Source organism: Brevibacillus sp. MCWH (assembly GCF_013096935.1).
Taxonomy (GTDB): domain Bacteria; phylum Bacillota; class Bacilli; order Brevibacillales; family Brevibacillaceae; genus Brevibacillus; species Brevibacillus aydinogluensis.
Map to the genome: position 1 here is coordinate 47,831 of NZ_SDLF01000011.1, position 18,291 is coordinate 66,121.

The following is an 18,291-nucleotide window of genomic DNA, read 5'->3' on the forward strand; positions in this document are numbered from 1 at the left end:
CGTTTTCGCTTAGGGTTCGATACTGCTGAAATACGCTTTGACCGCGTCCTGGTAATCGTCCGGAATTTTCCCGTGTTCCAGGCTCTCGCGGGCAAACGAAGCGTATTGGCTGTATACCTCTTCATAGGGACGGGCAGCTCCCGACGATACCTGTGTCGTGGTGCTGGCCCGGGACTGGGAGGGACCGGCTCCGAGCGGACCGCCCACGGTATCGGTCGGCCCTTCTGCGCCGATGCGGGGCGATGGGACGGTCACCAGTTCATGTCTGCCTGCGCCCAGACCCGCACCCGGGCCCTTGCCGCCACCTTTGCCGGAACCTCCCCCCGCCCCGGCACCGCTGCCGGAGCCTGCTCCATTCCCGGAGCCATTACCCGCACCGGAACCGCTTCCTCCGCCTGCCTGGCCGTTTCCACCTGCACTGCCGGCTGGGGATGTCCCTTGGCCTTGTTGGGAGCCTGCTCCCGAGGAATTCGCCCCCGCAGACCCGGAGGCGGGGACTGCCGTTCCCGCGCCGACTGATCCCGCTGTTCCCGCGCCAAAGCCCATCCCTGTCTGGCCGGCGCTGCCGGACGGGGAACCGGCTGCTGCCAGCATCATCTGCGACTGCTGCAGCGCGGCCAGTGACTGTGCGGCCAGCAGCGCTCCCTGCTGCGCCTGTGTCACCTGCTGCATGGCCTGCAGCAAGCCGGATTGCAGTGATGCCATGGCCGACTGCACGTTGCCCTGGGCCAACTGCTCGGCCGCCTGCTTCAATTGCGCCGCGGTGGCGGCGGCGTCATCCGTCCCGGCGTCAGCAGCGGCCTGAGCCAAATGTTCCGCCGCTTTTTGCAGCTCCTCGGCAAGAGATTGCCGCTCCTTGGCAGACAGCGCCTCCAGCGCTTTAGCCGACTGGCGCAGCGCTTCTACCAGCGCCTGCCGGTCCTCTTTGCTGAGAGAAGCCGCCGCCTGCCGCAGTCCTTGATGCTGCGCCAGCGACTGCTGCAAACGCTGCAGTGCCGCCTGCTTCGCCAGTTCCGCCTGCTTCCATTGATCCAACTGCTTTTCCGCTGCCTTCAGCGCCTGGAGCCGTTCGGTCTGACTGTCCGCCTCCGACAGCGCCTTTTTGGCTTGCGCCAGTATCTCTTCCAGCTTCTTTTTTTGCGCGTCGCTCAACCCCTCAGCGGCTTTGGCCTCCTGCTCCAGCTTCGTCACCGCCTCTTGCGCCGCTTTCTTCGCCTCCCGCTCCTGGGCCAGCTGTGCCAGCCGCTCATCCTGCGGGTTGGCCCAGAAAACCAGCAGGAGACAAAGGGAGAGCAGGCATCCCGCTGCGTACGCGGGCCGTTTTGCATCTGGCAGGACGGGGATGCTCTCCAGCACCTGCGGCAGCGCCTCGCGCAAGCGGCGTACGGCGTCCTCCCGCTGCATAACAGCTAGCGGCGACGTACTTTCACGGTGCTCCAGCGCCGTCACGACCCGCTGTGCCAATCCCTGACGGTCGGCCAGCAGCGCGCACTCCCGCTCATCCGGACGGTGAATAAAGGCGACAATCGCTCCCGCCGCCACTGCGAGCAGGCAGACGGCGGCCGCAATCGCCTTGTAGTACGGGATGGGCACCAGGCGGGCAATGAGAAGAACCATCAGGCTTCCCCCCAGTCCCCACAGGACACCCGCTGTGAGCCTGAGCACAAGCTTCCGGACGCTCAACCTCCTGCGGATCGGCCGGAGCAGCGCGGACAGCTCATCCTTCTGTTCCTTCTGTTGCCGGATGGACACGACCCATCACTCCTTATTCGCCGCTTTTCGCAAACGGGGGCGCACCGGCTTGATCAGATAAACAGCCAGCGCCAGGCAGATTGCGGTGACAAACGTCAGAAACAGCACGTACAGCCAGAACGGGTCAACCGAAACGAACGAGAACTGGCTGCTGAGCGTCCGGCGCAGATCATGCACAGGTCCTTCGTTAAAAATGCCCAGCATCCCGACCAGCGGATTGATGCTGTGCAGCAGATCAGGCAACAGCGGCTCCGTGCGCACCGGCGCAGGGTTTTGCCGCTGCTGGTACTCGATGAACTCACGGATTACTTCGGCCAGGATGACGGTGCCCGCGGTATACGCGAAGACGACCGCATAGCTCAACACCGTAGCGACTCCCGTCCGTTTGATCAATGTCGAGATCAGCACCCCGACGCTGCCCAATGCCAACATGGTAACCAGGTAAAAGCCGAACACCTTCAGCAGTTGGGCGGGAGAGATGCCGCCGTACAAAAAGACGATCGCGTACAGCGGGATAGTGGAGAACACGAGAAACGTCACAAAGCTGAGTGACGCCAGCCATTTGCCCAAAATCAGTTTGGTCGCGCTGATGTTGGTTGTCAGCAAGACGTTCAGCGTCTGACGCTCCCGCTCTCCGGAAATCACCCCTGCCGTCAACCCCGGCACGACAAAGCAAATCATCCCCAACTGCAGGATTGAGAGCACGATGAACATTTCGCGCGAGTTGTTCATGTTGTAGTAGCCGCGGCCTCCCGTCACCAGATAGATAAACGTCAGCGTCACCATGCCCAACGCCAGCAGGTAAAAGGCGATGATCCACGGCGAACGGCGCGTCCGCATCCGCAGTTTCCACTCGTTTACAAGCACAGGGTTGCGCAATCGCTGCATGAGGTTCATGAGCCCACCCCCTTCGTGATTTCCAAAAAGATTTCTTCCAGATTGCCCTGCTCCTCGTTGAACGCGGCCACCGGCAGTCCCGCGGCCGCCAAATCGCGCAGCAGCGCTGCCTGCTGCTCGTCATTTCCCGTAAACCCGGCTACCACCCAGCTGCCTTCGCGCGTGACGTCTGATACGGTCGGCACTTCACGCAGCCGGGTCATCGCTTCCTCCACGCGGTCCAGCAGGCGGATGCGCAGCACCCGCTTTTCCTGCATCTTCTGGTAAATCTCGTCCACTCTGCCACACGCGACCAGGCTGCCGCCCTCGATGATGCCGATCACGTCGCACATCTCGGCCAGCTCCGGCAGAATGTGCGAGCTGATGATGATGGTCTTGCCCATGTCGCGCAGTTCCTTCAAAATCTCGCGCAGCTCGATCCGGGCCCTGGGGTCCAATCCGGATGCCGGTTCGTCGAGGATCAGCACTTCCGGATTGTGCACGAGGCAGCGGGCCAATCCCAGGCGCTGCTTCATCCCCCGCGACAGCGAGTCTACATACGCGTCCCGCTTGTGGCTCAGATTGACCAGCTCCAGCAATTGCGGAATGATCTGCCGGCGCTCCTGGGCGGGAATGTCGTAGTTGGCTCCGTAGAAGTCCAGGTACTCCTCCGCCGTCAAATTGTCGTACACCCCGAAAAAATCAGGCATGTAGCCGATCAGCTTGCGCACTTCACGCGGATGCTTTGTCACTTCGTATCCGCCGACGTACGCCTGGCCGCTGGTCGGCTCCAGCAAGGTGGCCAGAATGGACATTGTCGTCGACTTGCCGGCTCCATTCGGGCCGACGAAGCCAAACAAGGTGCCCTTCTCAATCTCCAGCGTCAGCCCTTTCAACGCTTCCATTTTGCCGTATCCCTTTACCAGCCGATTGATCTGGATCATGGACGCATCACCTTTCCTTCCACGCTGATCACCGGGGTGCCGAGGTGGCGGTAATCTTCATACCGGTGCGAAAACTTGATCCGAAGCGTGCCTTCGGGCGAGAGGTACACCGGCGTCTTGTCCCCGGTCATCGTGTTGTTGGCAAACGCCTTTTCGAACGGATCAAATTTATGGGTCTTCCAGTTGTACACCTGTTTATCAAACTGCGTATTGCTGTCCGACCAGGTGTAGAGGTAAATGTTCGTGATCTTCACCTGTTTGTCCCCAAGTTCGATCGGGAAGTCAAGCGTGATCTCGCCCGCCTGCATCATATACCCGTCGTCGCGTTCATCAACCTTCACCGAACTGCTCGTTTTGATAGGCACAATCGTTCCGGGCGGGTAGACAATATGGCCGTCCGTGGAGGGCTTCAGCGACAGCGGCTGCGTCACCAACGTCAGGCTTTCCGTCTGAGACCGCCTGTTCTTCACGTCCGTCTCCACCGCAGGGGTCTGTGTCCAGCCAAAAAGCATGAGTGACGCCGGCCGGAAGCCGCTTCCTCGATCCAAATCGTGGATCATCTCGCCTTCCCGACTCGTTTCATACGGGTCGTACCAGTCCACGTGCGGCGGGAGAATATCGGTTCTGGACTGATAGACAGAATTGTCTATTTGTGCCGGATTAAACGGCAGGTTGACCTGGACACTCGATCCCGGCGCCAGTTCAGGCACCTTTTGCACCTTGCTGCCCGAGACGATGACGACGTCCCGCAGCGCATACTTTGACTTGTTGGTCACCGTCCCTTTGACGGTGCCGTCGGCGTAGACCAGATCGGCCTCAAACAAACCAGCGTCGGTGACGATGTGCTCCATCCCCACCTTGCGCATGGACCAAAACTCGACGTCGCGGAACTGCACGAGCGACCGATCCGACTGCATCGAGACCCACGCCTTCGTCGACGCTTCACCGAGGTAATGGTGCTGAATCGGCCACACCTTGCCGTCTCCCTTTACTTCCAGCTCATAGTCGCCGCTCGTCGGCACAAACAGCGCCGTGACCGCCTTGGCCCGCGCCTGTCCGTCCCCCTGCAAGTGGATGATGCCGGTTTGATGCACGAGCGCGCCAGTTCCCCGCTGCAGCGCGCCGTACGAAAAAATAGCGACGCCGGTGATGACGGCAAACACCGGGACAACCACCCACATGTAGCCCTGCTTTCGCTTGCGGCGCAGCAGGTAATAGAAGACCGGACCCGCCAGCAGCGCGTAGCAGCCAAAAAACAGCGCTGTCCACTTCACGTCCGGCAATTTCAGCTGGGGAATGCGGTCGGCGGCCTGGTTTAATCCCCACATGCCATCCATGGGATCTCTTTCTGTTCGTTGCAGTGATGAGCCAAACGCCTTGGTCAGCGTCTCCGCCCAGAAACGGCTGTTGCCGCTCCAGCTTGCCACCGGCTCTTCCGACAGGTCGTAGGCAACGTACAGCACTTTGCCCTCACCCAGCGAACGTACCGCCATTAACGGAACGCCGCCCTCCGCATGGACCACGCTGCCCGTTTTCAGACGTCCCGCACTGATCGTAAACGGCTTTTCCAGCACAAGCGGCTTGTTTTTCTCCACCGCCAGACTGGAAAAAGCGGTCAGGCTCGTAACACCGGTCACCTCTACCGGCGAAAGGTCGGCAAGCACCCCCGCCGTCTTGTTGTAGTGGGCACCGCCGGCCAGCACGAGCATGCCTCCCCCCGCTGTCCAGTCGCGGATCGCCTGCACCTGCTGTCCATTTAACCCGTCCAGGGCAAAATTGTTCAAAACCAGAATGTCGAGCATTTCCAACTGCACTTTTGAAGTCGGGATCTGCTCCGGTTGCATCGGCAGGACCCGCACCGGATTGGGTAAGACCGATTGGGGCATCGCCCCAAGGAAGTTGGCGGTGTCAACGTCGGCCGCCAGCACGCCCACGAACAGCGTGTCCGGACCATGCCGGCGTCCGCCGATTTTCGTTTGGGCCACGATCTCATCGCCTTGAATCAGGGCCACGTATCCGAATGGGTCGATCGCGTTGCCCGGTACGGTGATCGTTACCTGCTTGGTCGCTCCTTTGGCGACGGATACAGGCTGGTAGTACCCTACAGAAAAGTCGTCATTCTTACTTCCGGCTACGACCAGACTGCCTTCCACATCCGCTCCGCCATTGCTGACTGTCACCTGAACCGGGACCACGCCTGCTTGCTTGTACTCACCGCGAATGCCGGGCGTGACGCCCAGTTGTACAGATGATTCCGCATGTACCGTTGCTGCCCGGCTGTCGGGCGGTCCGGCCAACAGCAGCAGGCAGACACATATGTGCAGCAGCCAGTGCTTGGACTTCGCCATATTCATTTCCGCATAACCTCCGCGAACAAATTTGTCGTTTACCTGTAATGACGTATGAATTCGACAAATGGCTACAAGTTGGATTCAAATCAATTGCCCTTTGTCAAAATATACAAACTTATCGCCGTAAAAATAAAGGATAAAATGCTGCCAGTCCCTGTGATGAAGAAGGTGCTGGACCAGCAGGCCCGGCAGCAAAAAAGACACCGCCAAAAAGCGGTGCCGGAGGATGGAACATACCGTATGGGGACGTGAAATGGCGACTCGAAGCACCCGACTGCTCACGCTGCCCTACGGGATGTGATCAAGCCTTGCCCGGAGCCGATACGACGGGCTGCTCCCGAAAAAAACGAGGCAGAAAGAACTGCGGATAGATCAACAGGTACAGGTTGGGAATCCACCAAACCGGATCAAAATCCCCTTTGAACAGCCAAAAGGAGATCGCCTGCAGACCGGAACAGGACGTCAGCACCAGCGAGATCAGCGCCAACGGCCGCCAGCAGCTGTTTTTCCTGCGGTACGCGTACAGACTGGCAAATCCGGTGATCGAGATGAACAGATCGAGAAAAACCCTGTCAGCCGCTTCATTTGGCCTCACTCTCCGCCACAACGCCTTTTTCCGGCCCGGCCGAAGCGCTTTCCCCGTGCGCCGCGCCACTCAAATTCAGCATTACGCAGCCGACGATGATGAGCGCGATGGCGATGATTTTTTGCGCAGTGAGCACATCCTTGAAAAACAGGAAGCCGATGACGGCAATCGCCGCCGTCCCCACTCCCGACCAGATCGCGTATGCCGTGCCCACCTCAAGCTGTTTGAGCGCCATGCTCAACGACGAAAAACTGATGACGTAAAACACGAACATCAATACGGTAAAAACAGGCCGGCTAAGCCCGTTCGACAGCTTCATGAATGTGGTGCCCGCCACCTCGAAACAGATGGCCAACGCCAGATACAACCAGCTCATACGCTCTCCTCCTGTCGTTTTTGGGTACGGACCACTCCGCCCAGCAAGATGTCGATCACCGCGTCAAGCGCCTGATCAAGAGTCATGTTGTTTCTCGTCAGCCACTGCCGGTTGATTAACTGCTCCCAGGCGCCCACATACATCTGAATCAGGATGTCCGTGTTCACCCGGCGAAACACGCCTTTGCCCATCCCTTCTTCCAAAACGGCCCGGACCTGGTCCCACTCTTCCTTAATGCACGCGTCCACGAGTGCCCACTGGGCGGGATAGTATCGCTTCAATTCGTACCACAACCGCAGGTCGGTGCCGCCAAACCCGCTCGGCACATAAGTCAGCAGCCGGCGCAGCTTCTCCGTCACATCCAGATCCTGCCGATTCACGATGGTTTCCATGCTGTCCCGCACGTCCTGAATTTCCTGTTCGATCAGATGACCAATCAGTGCTTCCTTGGACGGAAAATGGCCGTACAGTGTCTTCGTGCTGACACCCGCACGGCGCGAGAGGTCCGCCATCGTAAATTTGAGGCCTCTGGTCTGGATTTCTTCAATCGCCGCCTGAACAATGCGTTCCTGCAAGGGCATCCCACTCCTTCCACTCGGAAACCAAGGAAAATATTTTATTTCTATCATTTTCCTCACGCCTGCAGTATAAGAGGAATGCGAGCCAAGTGTCAATCCTTTCCAAACCCGCACATTTTCAAGCATGGGCAATTTTGCTATTGTTAGGAGAAAAGGAGGATTACCATGAACAATCAGGACACCCCCACTGCGCCCGTGCGGTTCCTCGAGGGTGACCGGGTGTACTTGCGGCCCATCGGCCTTGACGATACCGATCTCTATTTCCGGATGCTGTTTGACCCGGAGGTGCGGAGACTGACCGGCACGCAGAAAAGCTTTACCCGTGAACAAATATACCGATACATCGAAGGAAAAACGCAGGACCCGTCGTCGCTCCTACTGTTGATCGCCTTGCGGGAAACGGACGAGGTGATCGGCGACATCGCCCTGCAGAGCATCGACAACGTGAACCGCAATGCCAATATCCGTATCGCCATTAATTCCCAGGAACACCAGGGCAGGGGGCTTGGCACGGAAGCCATGCGTCTTCTGCTCGACTACGCATTCGGGATTTTGAACCTGCACCGGATTGAGCTGAACGTCTTCTCCTACAACTCGCGGGCCATTCGCGCCTATGAAAAACTCGGCTTTCAGCGGGAGGGCGTGCAGCGCGAAGCCTTGTACTACAACCACCAGTATCACGACTCGATCATCATGAGCATCCTGGAAGACGAATACCGAGCGCAGCACCTGAAGAAACACGTCTAGCCGCCATAAAAAGACTGAAGACAAACTGTACTTTTTGCCATTGAGTTCCTCAAGGAAACAATCTACCATCGTTCCCAGGCCGGAAGGCCTGCACTTTTTACAACCAAAGGTGGAGATAAAGTACGAGCATGGAGTGATGGGCCAACCGAGCTCCTTTGACGACCTGCTTAGCGGAAAATCGAAGTCGCGGGGAAAAACAGGGGAGCACAAATCTCACTTCGTCGAACTACCAGATGTTTGCCCCCTGCACGCGTTGCGTTTTGGAGCGGACATTACAACTTCTTTGCTGGTCGTCAAGATAAAAGGGGGGAGAAATTTATGAAGCTGTCTATGAAGTTGTTCAAAAGAATTTTTTCTCCTGTTTTAGCTCTGTCTGTTTTGGCGGTAGCAGTACCTACTTCTGTTTTTGCCGCAGAAACAAACACGGTGTCACAACTCAACCCTTCTGTGGCGAAGGTCAACACAGTGTCGCCAAAGGTAGAAACACAGGGTGTCAAAACTGCAGCACTCCAGAAAGCGGTATTGAAGTTAGCAGATATGCTGGAATCGCAAGCCATAAAAAAATTGCTCGACTTTGTTGAGGATTACGGCAGTAAAAAAGTAGCAGATACTATCAGGAAATATGCCGATGATATTGCTGATACCTTGCGGACCATAGCTTCTTGGAAAGACCTTTCTATCAAAATCATTCAAGATCAAGTTAGCGGGGTGTTATATGATCTGGGAGTACCACTGAGTACAGCGAGACAGGTTGGTTGGGTCATTTCAAAATTCGTAGACTGGGTATTACTATAGTACAAGGAGGGTGCTATGTACGAGGAAAGAATCAAGGATCTTGAAGCAAAATTGAGTCTAGCCACCGACGCAATTACGTTACTCTTAGATATGGTGAACAAGGAGCATAAAAGCTTTGCGATTCTGGCCTTAGCCACTGGCTTTACTGCCGACGAGTTGGAACGCCTGGAAAAGCTGTTTTATCACGCTGGCAAATCACAGTGGGACAAGGACACATTTGTGGCAGAGTTCGAGAAGCGGCTTCCCAAAAGAAGTGCAATGTTGAAAAGCATTTTGGAAGGGCTCAAGTCAGATGGAAAGTACGTATCACTATGCGAGAAGTATTTGGATTGACAGAAGAGGCTGTCCAATAAGTCCCCAAAATAAAAAATGGGCGGAAAACCGATAAGGTTTCCGTCCATTTTTTGGCTACTTGGTTTCTTTAAGTTGATGGCAGTCAGATGGATGCTCGCCACCTTCATTAGATTATGGGCCAAGGTCACAATCCCATTTCGGTCAATTAGTCTGCAGCCGGTCGCAGTAGAGTTGGACCGCTTCCCGCAAAAAGGCGGCCAGCCCTTCCCGGTATTTGTCAAACGTCGCTGTAAAGCGTTCGTCGGCTACGTACAGCTCACCCAGCCCCCTGAAAATCTCCGGTGTGCACTCGTAGTAGTAGCGGGTGATGTGCTGTCTCAGCTTTCCGACGCCTTCCTGAACCTGCGGATCGGCCGGTCCGTTTTCCATCGCCTCGACGATCCCGCGGATAACATTCTCCCATTCCCCCATGATGCGCGCCCAATCGCTCTCTGTGTAGGCGTTCGTTCGTCTTTCCGTCTCGTCGACGATCGCGCTTCCGTACTTCGCTCTCGCTTCCGCCGCGTATTTCTCCTGGTGTTCCTTGATCTTTGTCATGTCAAACCCGCCAAACATGTCCTTTTTATCCATTGTGATTCCTCCTTCAATGGAAGAGAGGGTTTTGTCCACGGTGCGGATGATCTCTTCCAATCGTTTCTTTTTTTCCAGCAGCAACTGCTTGTGGTCCCTCAACGCCTGCGCGCGGTCAAATCCGGGACTGTCCAAAATCTGCTTGATCTCCTGCAGGGGAAAGCCAAGCTCTTTGAAAAACAAAATCTGCTGCAATCTCTCCAGGTCCTCGTCGGTGTACAGCCGATACCCGGCCGGGGTTATCGCCGCCGGTTTCAGCAGCCCGATCTGGTCGTAATAATGGAGTGTCCGCACGCTCACACCTGCCAGTTCGGCCACTTCCTTCACCATGTACGGCACGTCATCACCTCCACCTCGATCATAATGGCTGACGCAACGTGAGGGTCAACAAAAAAAGGAACAGGAATCATCTGGTCCTGTCCCCTCATTGTTTCCTTTACGCATGCTGTTCCAACCGCTGCTCCAGCCGTTCGATCCGCTTGCGGTAGGCAGCTTCCTCCGCCTTGGACTTGCGGCGCAGCAGGCTGCTTTTTTTCTTCCACAGGTCAAACGCCCGCAGTGTGCAGTGCAGCGCCTGTTCATAGTCTTTAAGATGATGCTCGTAGATTTTGGCCAGCTCGACATAGACGTCTTCCGGCACGTAGCTGCCCGATCGGACCACTTCTTCCCACAACCGCATTGCCTGTTTCCAGTCTTTTTTCCGCTTGTAGCAGTGGCCCATCGCGATTGTCGCCTTCACGCCCAGCGGATGACCGCTAGTTGCGACCAATCGGTAGGCGCGGAGGGCGCTTTCGCCGTCGCCCAATGCTTCATACCAGCGGGCGATGTTGAACCGCTCCTCCGCGGAGACGTCCTCCCTGTCCCAGGCGAGCAGCAGGGAAGAGAGGCGGATGTACAGCGTGATCAAGGAGAGCACGTCCATCTCGTTGTGGGCGAGGACGCCCTTGATCGTATCCGGGTCCTTGTCCGTGAGATAGTCAAAGTACCGGATCGGCGCCAAATAGCCGGGAAGATCGTTCTCCCGCCGGACGCCCAGCTTCTCCTGCTCGATCAGCGACAGCCGGCAGGACTCCAGATCCTCCCGCCACAGCCTCCTCGCCCCGTGCAAGAGGTCGTAATGGCCGAACGACGGCAGACGGGGCACAAGATCGCGCAGCAGCGTATGCCGCGTCTTGACCTGCGGCCAGTCAAATGACTTGCCGTTGTACGTAACCAGATCGGTCGCTGTTCGCGCCGCTTCCAGAAACGAGTGGTAGAGGGCGGCTTCCGCGTGAGGAGCGGTCAAAAAGTGCTGGCGGACGACGACGCAGTCTCCCTCGAACCGGCTGTGTCCCAGCAAAAAGACGGCATTGCCCGCTCCGCCGTGCAGACCGGTCGTCTCCGTGTCAAAAAACAGCAGGTCTTCCGCCGTTTTGCCTGCCGCCGACAGCGGATGGCGGATGCCCGCACGCTCCCAGGCGTCGATCGTCTCGTACAGCTGGGCAAACGTGTAAGCTCCATGCCGCGCCGTTACCGGGTAGCGGACCTCACGCACCATCACGTACTCGCCGTCGAGCACGTACGGTTTGGCCTGCAGGCCGGCCCACTTTTCCCGGTACGGGATGTCCAGAAGCGACGCCGTATCGGAGGCCGCCGGAGAACTGACAGCCCCGCCGGGTATCCCGTCCCCCTCCGGCTGCCTGGGGGCTTCCCGGGTGAGATGCGGTTTGAGGCGGTTCAGCTTCGCTTTAAGAGACATGCGGGCTTCCCCCCTGGGCGACCCGCAGCAAGGAGAGCGCCAGTTCCTTGCCGCCTCCTTCTTCCGCCGCGCCGACGCAGGACGGGCAGCCAGACTCGCACGGGCAGGAACAGATCAGCTCCTCCGCCCGGGCCAGGATCGTCTCCATCTGCTTGTACACCTGCTCGCTCAATCCGATGCCGCCCGGATAGCGGTCGTACAGGAAAATCGTGGGCTGACCGGAGTGCACCGCTTTGCGCTGCGGAATCACGTGCAGATCGAGCGGATCGCACATCACGAACAGAGGGGCGACGTGCTGCAGCACGTGAGCCAGCCCCACCAACCCACGCTCCACTTCGCTTGTCCTCACTTCCTCCAGCAGCGCTTCGGAAAATCCGATCCAGGCCGCGTTGGTGTGCAATTCTTCCTCCGGCAGGTGGATCGGACCGGAGCCGATGTTTTCATGTGTCTCAAACTTGATTTTCTTGAAAATGGTCGCCATGGCGTGGACCGACACTTCCCCGTAGGCGTATTCGGTCTGCGGCCCGCGACGGGACTGATCCTGCTCCAGCACCTTCAGCTGGACGGCCAGGTTGGCGTCCGTATAGTAATCCACCTGCACTTCCCGCACGTACGCTTTCTTCTCTTCGTAGTCCAGTTTCTCCACCTGATACTGCACGCCCTGGTGAAGGTAAATCGCTTCGTCGTGCAGAAGCGTCAGCGAACTGAAGCGGTCCATCTCCCCGATCACCTTTTCGTTGCCCCGCTCGCTGATGTCGATGATCACCACGTTTTCCTGGGAAGCCGAACGGAGGCTGATGTTGTGCGCTGGAAACGAGTCGTTCATCCAGAACCACTTGCCCTTGGCGTGGTGCAGAATCTGCTCTTCCGTCAAAAACTCCAGGATTTCCGTGATCTCCGCCCGGCCGAAGCGGTCCCCTTCGGAAAAAGGCAGTTCGTAGGCAGCGCATTTGATGTGATCGACGAGGATAATCAGGTTGTCCGGGTTGATCCGGGCCGACTCCGGGCTGCGTTCAAAAAAGTATTCGGGATGCTGAATCACGTACTGGTCCAGCGGCGTGGAGCTGCCGACCAGGACGACGACCGACTCCCCCTGCCGCCTCCCGGCCCGGCCCGCCTGCTGCCAGGTGCTGGCGACCGAACCGGGATAGCCGGTGATCACGCACGCCTGGAGCTGGCCGATGTCGACGCCCAACTCCAGCGCGTTGGTGCTGACCACGCCCATGATCTCTCCCTGGCGCAGCCCCTTTTCGATCGCTCGCCGCTGGCTGGGCAGATAGCCGCCGCGATAGCCCTGGATCGTCTTGGGCCCCAGCTTCCGTTTGACCAGTTCTTGCAGATACTTGAGCAGGATCTCCACCCGCACCCGGCTGCGTGCGAACAAAATCGTCTGAATCCCGTTGGACAGAAACAGCTCCGTGATGTCCCGGGCTTCCAGCGTGGCGCTGCGCCGGATGTTCAGCTGCCGGTTGACGACGGGCGGATTGTAAAACAGGAAGTGTTTTTTTCCGGTGGGCGCGCCGTTGTTGTCCACCAGCACCATCGGCTCTTCCGTCAGCTGCTCCGCCAGTTCCCGCTGGTTGGCAATGGTGGCCGACGTGCAGATGAACTGCGGACGGCTGCCGTAAAACGCGCAGATCCGCTTCAGCCGGCGGATGACATTGGCCACGTGGCTGCCGAACACGCCCCTGTATGTATGCAGTTCGTCGATGACGACGTATCGCAAATGTTCAAAAAAGGAAACCCACTTGGTGTGATGAGGCAGGATGGCCGCATGCAGCATGTCCGGGTTGGTGATCACGATGTTGCCGGCCTTGCGGATCGTCTGTCGGATTTGGGCGGGCGTATCCCCGTCGTAGGTTTCCGACTTGATCGGCAGTCCCGATTCGTTGATCAGCTCATGCAGCTCGCTTTTCTGGTCCTGGGCCAACGCCTTCGTGGGAAACAGGTACAGCGCCCGTGTCTCCGGGTCTTCCGCAAGCGCCTGCATCACCGGCAGGTGGTAGCACATGCTCTTGCCGGAAGCGGTGGGCGTCACCGCCACGATGTGCTTTCCATCCCGCACGTGGCGAAAAGCCGTCTCCTGATGGGTGTACAGCGAGGAAATCCCCCGTTTGGTCAGTGTTTCCCGAATCCGCCCGTCCAGGTCAGGGGGAAAGGGAACCGTTTGCGCCTCGCGGGGTTCGATGGTTTTCCAATGCACGATGTTTCGCGCAAAGCGCTCGTCCTGGCGCAACCGTTCCAACACCTGCGCCATGTCCAGCTTGATTTTCACGTCGAACACCACCTTCTTTCTCTATTCTACGAATGTACGTTCGACAAGTAAATGGCTCGCGGGAAATCCACTTCATGGGATGGACATGGGAGGGGAAGCCGCCGCGTTACAACGCCGGCGGCGCTTGCCCCGGCGGGTTCTGTTCCAAACCACCCGTTTTTTTCGCCACGGCCAGCCCCGGACCGCCCAGGACCAGGCCGGTCAGACCGTATTCCGCCTTCGCTCACCGACGGAGCGCCCACAACACAATCCGCTCGTACCATTTCCAGGGCAGCAGGCTTCTGAACAGATTCATCGCCGCTGTCCCCCGTCCCACGGGATAACGCAGACGAGGCGCGGGAGCGAGCGCCGCTCTCACCACCGCCGCCGCCACTTCCTGCGGGGGCGGCGCCGTATCTGCCGTCTTTCTGGCCATGCGCAGGACGGCCTCCAGCATGGGCTGATAAGGGGAGTCCTTTCGCGCGGGGATGGTCGCAAATCCTTTGCGCCAAATCTCTGTCTTGTACGCTCCCGGTTCGATTAGAACAGCGTGGATGCCAAACGGCAGGACCTCAAGTCGCAGCGCTTCGGTAAACCCCTCGACGGCAAACTTGGTAGCGGCGTAGGGGGCGAACCCCGGGAACGCGATCCTCCCGCTGACGCTGCTGATGTTGATGATTGTCCCCCGCCGCTGTCTTCTCATGTGCGGCAGGACGGCCCGGGTGACGGCGACTGTCCCGAAGAAGTTGGTCTCCATCTGCGCACGCCACGTGTGATCGTCCACTTCCTCGACGACTCCTCCGGCAGCAAATCCGGCATTGTTGACCAGCACGTCAATCCGGCCGTAGTCCGCGGCGATCTTTTCGAGGGTTTGGCGAATACCCGCATGGTCGGTGACATCCATCCGCCGCACGTCAATGCTCTCCCGCACGCCGGCTGCCTCCGCCGTATGCAGCAGGGCATCCCGCTTTTCCGGACTGCGCATCGTGGCGACAACGCGATACCCCGCCTGCGCCAAGGCAACGCTCGTGTGCAGGCCAAATCCGCTGGAGGCTCCCGTAACCAGAGCGACCGCTCGTGTTTCCCGCTCTATCGTCATGACCGTTCCTCCTTTGTGCAAGTGCCGCCCAACAGGCCAGCCACTGCACAATCATCTGGTTTCTCTCATCTTATCTCACGCAGCTCGCATGAACCAGGACAAAAAAGGACGCCGCGTGTGCGCGAGCGTCCCGTTTGCTTTCTTACTTCTTCAGGTCCTCGATCGAGGTGATGTCCATGTAGCTCGGCACCACCAGACCGATCCTCGTGCCGTTGAGATTGGGGCCGAGGTCTTCGACGTCCTTGCCCAATTTCTCGTAGTAATCCGCATGCGTCGTCGGCAGCCAGGCCGCCACCATGCCGTCCACGTCGCCGTTGGCCACGCCGGCCCACATCGGGCCTGCTTCCACCTGGTTCAGCTCTACCTTGTAGTTCAGCTTCTCTTCCAGCACCTTTTTCACCACGTGGGTGCTGGCGATTTCGGAATCCCAGGCGACGTAGGCCAGGGTGATGGTTTCGCCGTTGCCCGGCTTGATGCCCTGCACCCATTTATTGACGAGTTCCTGGTTGTTGTTCACCCATTCAGCTGCCGCTTCCTCCGGGTTTTTGCCCTCGGAGATGGCCAGCATCACCTTTTCCATATCGCTCGGCGTCCAGGTGAAGTTGTCCAGGAACGCATACGCGCTCGGGTGCGCTTCCTTCAGCCCCTTGCGGACGATCGTATGAATCTGCTCTTCTTTCCCGTACACCCCTTTGGGGTCTTCCAGATACTTCAGGTCAAATTTGGAAAACATCCAGTGCGGAGTCCAGCCGGTCACGATGATCGGCTTTTTGTTTTTGATCGCCTCGCTGAGCGCTGCCGTCATCGCCGCGCTGGAGCCTTCCACCAGCTCCCAGTCCTTCAGTTCGTACTCCCCGACGGCCTTTTCCGTCGCTTTCATCAGGCCGGCACCGGGGTCGATCCCGATGATCTTGTACCCCACCTGCTGGCCGACACTGCCTCCGCCGGCGTCCTGCGGCGTCTGCTCCTTCGAGGAACAACCGACCATCAGCATGCTGATTCCGAGGAGAACCGCCAAACCTTTGACCCAACGTTTTTTCATTATTTATCCCTCCCGCAGGTTTTTCTTTTTCCCCATGTTTTGGGTGATGCGATCCAGCAAAATGGCCATAATCACGATTGCCAGCCCCGCTTCAAACCCGGTGCCGATATTGATTTGGGTGACTGCCCGGTAGACATCGGCTCCCAGCCCCTTGGCACCGATCATGGATGCGATCACGACCATGGACAGCGCCAGCATGATGCTCTGGTTGACGCCCGCCATGATCGTCGTCTTGGCCAGCGGAAGCTGCACCTTGAATAGCTTTTGCCAGGAGGTGGAGCCAAATGCGTCCGAGGCTTCGATCAATTCCCCCGGCACCTGGCGAATACCCAGATTGGTCAGGCGAATCGTCGGCGGCATCGCGAAGATTACAGACGCGATCACACCCGGCACCTTGCCAAGACCGAAGAAAAAGATGGCCGGAATCAAGTAGACAAAGGCCGGCATTGTCTGCATGAAGTCGAGCAGCGGCGTGACCACGTTGCGCACCGAATCATTGCGGGCGCACAAGATGCCGGCGGGCACGCCGATCACGATCGAAATCAACCCGGCGGTAAGCACCAGCGCCAGCGTTTCCATCGAATGTTCCCAATACCCCAGATTGGCGATCAACAGCAGGCCAATCAGCGTAAACAGGGCGACGCGCAACCGTCCGACCATGTAGGCCAACAGTGTGAAAACGAGAATCAACAGCCAGTCGGGCAGACTGGTAAAGATCAGTGCAAACAGATCCACCGTGCTGCCAATGATGGCCGAAATCACGTCAAAAACCAGGCCGAAATGCTCATCCAGATACTGGACCAGCCGCTCCACCCAGCGATCGAGCGGCAGTTTCGGAAACAGCTCACTCACCCTCTACCACCTGCCTTTCTGCTTCTGCATCGGACGGCGTTATCCGGTTAACCTTGCCGGCTAGTCCACCCAATACCGCCCCTTTCACGACGACACCCAGCAGGCGGTTCTGCTCGCCGACGACGGCTACAGGGACGTCGGAAAACGCCACCAGGTCGAACATTTCGTTTAACAGCGTATGGGCCGAGACGGTCGGCACCTCGCGTTCCATCACGTCTTCCAATGTCTTCGCTTCCCGCGAGGCGGCATTGACCGCGTCCGCCTTGATCACACCGATCAGCCGTTTCTTTTTGTCCACCACGTACAGGCTGGAGACGCCCCGGTCTTTCATCAGCTGCAGGGCGACCCGCGGCCCCTTGTCCAGGGTAATGGTTTCCGCCCGCTTCATCACGTGTTCCGCTGCCAGCACTTTGGAGCGGTCCACGTCTTCCACGAACTTCTCCACGTACTCGTTGGCCGGATTGGTCAGAATCTCTTCCGGCGTGCCGATCTGGACGATCGCTCCGTCTTTCATCAACGCGATCCGATCCCCGATTTTCAAGGCTTCGTCCAGATCGTGGGTAATAAACAGGATCGTTTTCTGCATGGTCGTCTGCAGCTCCAGCAGTTCATCCTGCATGTCTTTGCGGATCAGCGGGTCCAGGGCGCTAAAGGCTTCGTCCATCAAGAGGACGTCCGGATCGTTGGCCAGCGCTCTCGCCAGCCCGACCCGCTGCTGCATCCCGCCGCTCAACTGATCGGGAAAGCTGTTTTCCCAGCCGTTGAGGCCGACCAGCGTCAAGGCGTTTTTCGCCTTCTCTTCCCGCTCTTTTTTGGGAATATTCTGCACTTCCAAACCAAATTCCACGTTTTCCAGCACCGTTCGGTGGGGAAACAGCGCAAATTTCTGAAAGACCATGCCCAGCTTTTTCCGCCGGACCTGCTGAAGCTGTTCGGCGTTCATCCGGACGATGTCTTCCCCATCGATCAGGATGCTGCCGGCCGTCGGTTCGATCAGCCGGTTAATCAGGCGCACCAGGGTCGATTTACCGCTGCCGGACAGACCCATGATGACAAAAATCTCGCCCGCCTCCACCTCAAAGCTGACCTGATTGACCCCCACGGTCAAGCCTGTCTCCTTCAAGATATCCTGCTTGGACCATCCCCGCTTCAGGTAGTCAAACGCGCGATGAGGCTGACGTCCAAAGATTTTCGTGAGATTTTCCACCTTGATTTTCGGCATAACGTCACCTCCAACGTTTTTGTACGGACGCAATCGCTCCTCCTCATTGTAGCGAAGCGAGGTTGGCTGCCACAAATTTGGTAATCCGCGATATTTGGGACTATATAGCGTTCAGAAAAAACTTTACGTACTTTTTTTACTATATACTAAGAATA

At 58.0% G+C, this 18,291-nt stretch carries 16 protein-coding genes and 1 pseudogene; 3 read left to right on the plus strand and 14 right to left on the minus strand.

Annotated elements, in window-relative coordinates; all coding sequences use genetic code 11:
* Positions 1 to 9 precede the first annotated feature (9 nt).
* The 7 genes and pseudogenes from ETC00_RS11725 to ETC00_RS11755 form a co-directional block, all read right to left on the minus strand.
* On the minus strand, positions 10 to 1,752 hold the full coding sequence (locus tag ETC00_RS11725; RefSeq protein WP_371808902.1) for a coiled-coil domain-containing protein: 1,743 nt from the start codon (positions 1,750 to 1,752) through the stop codon (positions 10 to 12).
* Positions 1,753 to 1,758: 6 nt separating this feature from the next.
* Positions 1,759 to 2,649, minus strand: a complete 891-nt coding sequence (locus tag ETC00_RS11730; RefSeq protein ID WP_171566272.1) for an ABC transporter permease — start codon at positions 2,647 to 2,649, stop codon at positions 1,759 to 1,761.
* Entirely contained in the window at positions 2,646 to 3,572 is a 927-nt protein-coding gene (locus ETC00_RS11735) for an ABC transporter ATP-binding protein (RefSeq protein WP_171566273.1), read from the minus strand. Before ETC00_RS11735 ends, ETC00_RS11730 begins: the two co-directional genes overlap by 4 nt.
* Entirely contained in the window at positions 3,569 to 5,926 is a 2,358-nt protein-coding gene (locus tag ETC00_RS11740) for a DUF7408 domain-containing protein (protein WP_171566274.1), read from the minus strand. Before ETC00_RS11740 ends, ETC00_RS11735 begins: the two co-directional genes overlap by 4 nt.
* A gap of 298 nt (positions 5,927 to 6,224) precedes the next feature.
* Positions 6,225 to 6,485, minus strand: a pseudogene (locus ETC00_RS11745) (DUF5360 family protein); the annotation flags it as partial.
* Between the two features lie 19 nt (positions 6,486 to 6,504).
* Positions 6,505 to 6,885 (minus strand): DMT family transporter, encoded by a 381-nt coding sequence (locus tag ETC00_RS11750; protein WP_171566276.1) that lies wholly within the window; start codon positions 6,883 to 6,885, stop codon positions 6,505 to 6,507.
* Positions 6,882 to 7,460 carry a TetR/AcrR family transcriptional regulator gene (locus tag ETC00_RS11755; RefSeq protein ID WP_171566277.1) on the minus strand — a complete coding sequence of 193 codons (579 nt, stop codon included), beginning with the start codon at positions 7,458 to 7,460 and terminating at the stop codon, positions 6,882 to 6,884. Before ETC00_RS11755 ends, ETC00_RS11750 begins: the two co-directional genes overlap by 4 nt.
* 168 nt (positions 7,461 to 7,628) lie before the next feature.
* On the opposite strand from ETC00_RS11755, the gene ETC00_RS11760 reads away from it, so the two are divergent.
* From ETC00_RS11760 to ETC00_RS11770, 3 genes are all read left to right on the plus strand, one after another.
* Positions 7,629 to 8,210, plus strand: a complete 582-nt coding sequence (locus ETC00_RS11760) for a GNAT family N-acetyltransferase (protein WP_171566278.1) — start codon at positions 7,629 to 7,631, stop codon at positions 8,208 to 8,210.
* A 318-nt stretch (positions 8,211 to 8,528) separates the two neighbouring features.
* On the plus strand, positions 8,529 to 9,005 hold the full coding sequence (locus ETC00_RS11765; protein ID WP_171566279.1) for a hypothetical protein: 477 nt from the start codon (positions 8,529 to 8,531) through the stop codon (positions 9,003 to 9,005).
* 15 nt (positions 9,006 to 9,020) lie between these two features.
* Entirely contained in the window at positions 9,021 to 9,338 is a 318-nt protein-coding gene (locus tag ETC00_RS11770; RefSeq protein WP_171566280.1) for a hypothetical protein, read from the plus strand.
* Positions 9,339 to 9,500: 162 nt separating this feature from the next.
* Here the strand turns inward: ETC00_RS11770 and ETC00_RS11775 are convergent, their stop codons facing one another.
* The 7 genes from ETC00_RS11775 to proV all read right to left on the minus strand — a co-directional run bounded on the left by ETC00_RS11775 (position 9,501) and on the right by proV (position 18,136).
* Positions 9,501 to 10,268, minus strand: a complete 768-nt coding sequence (locus ETC00_RS11775; RefSeq protein ID WP_171566281.1) for a MerR family transcriptional regulator — start codon at positions 10,266 to 10,268, stop codon at positions 9,501 to 9,503.
* A gap of 97 nt (positions 10,269 to 10,365) precedes the next feature.
* Positions 10,366 to 11,667 carry a ribonuclease H-like domain-containing protein gene (locus tag ETC00_RS11780; RefSeq protein ID WP_171566282.1) on the minus strand — a complete coding sequence of 434 codons (1,302 nt, stop codon included), beginning with the start codon at positions 11,665 to 11,667 and terminating at the stop codon, positions 10,366 to 10,368.
* Positions 11,657 to 13,924 carry a DEAD/DEAH box helicase gene (locus ETC00_RS11785; RefSeq protein WP_212132853.1) on the minus strand — a complete coding sequence of 756 codons (2,268 nt, stop codon included), beginning with the start codon at positions 13,922 to 13,924 and terminating at the stop codon, positions 11,657 to 11,659. The genes ETC00_RS11780 and ETC00_RS11785 overlap by 11 nt, the downstream gene beginning before the upstream one ends.
* 241 nt (positions 13,925 to 14,165) lie before the next feature.
* Entirely contained in the window at positions 14,166 to 15,020 is an 855-nt protein-coding gene (locus tag ETC00_RS11790) for an SDR family oxidoreductase (protein WP_171566284.1), read from the minus strand.
* A 142-nt stretch (positions 15,021 to 15,162) separates the two neighbouring features.
* Complete coding sequence (locus tag ETC00_RS11795; RefSeq protein ID WP_171566285.1) at positions 15,163 to 16,062, minus strand: glycine betaine ABC transporter substrate-binding protein; 900 nt, start codon at positions 16,060 to 16,062, stop codon at positions 15,163 to 15,165.
* 3 nt (positions 16,063 to 16,065) lie between these two features.
* The gene (locus ETC00_RS11800) at positions 16,066 to 16,914 is read right to left on the minus strand and encodes an ABC transporter permease (RefSeq protein ID WP_171566286.1); all 849 of its coding nucleotides are present in this window, start codon (positions 16,912 to 16,914) and stop codon (positions 16,066 to 16,068) included.
* On the minus strand, positions 16,907 to 18,136 hold the full coding sequence (gene proV, locus ETC00_RS11805) for a glycine betaine/L-proline ABC transporter ATP-binding protein ProV (RefSeq protein ID WP_171566287.1): 1,230 nt from the start codon (positions 18,134 to 18,136) through the stop codon (positions 16,907 to 16,909). The genes ETC00_RS11800 and proV overlap by 8 nt, the downstream gene beginning before the upstream one ends.
* Positions 18,137 to 18,291: the final 155 nt, after the last annotated feature.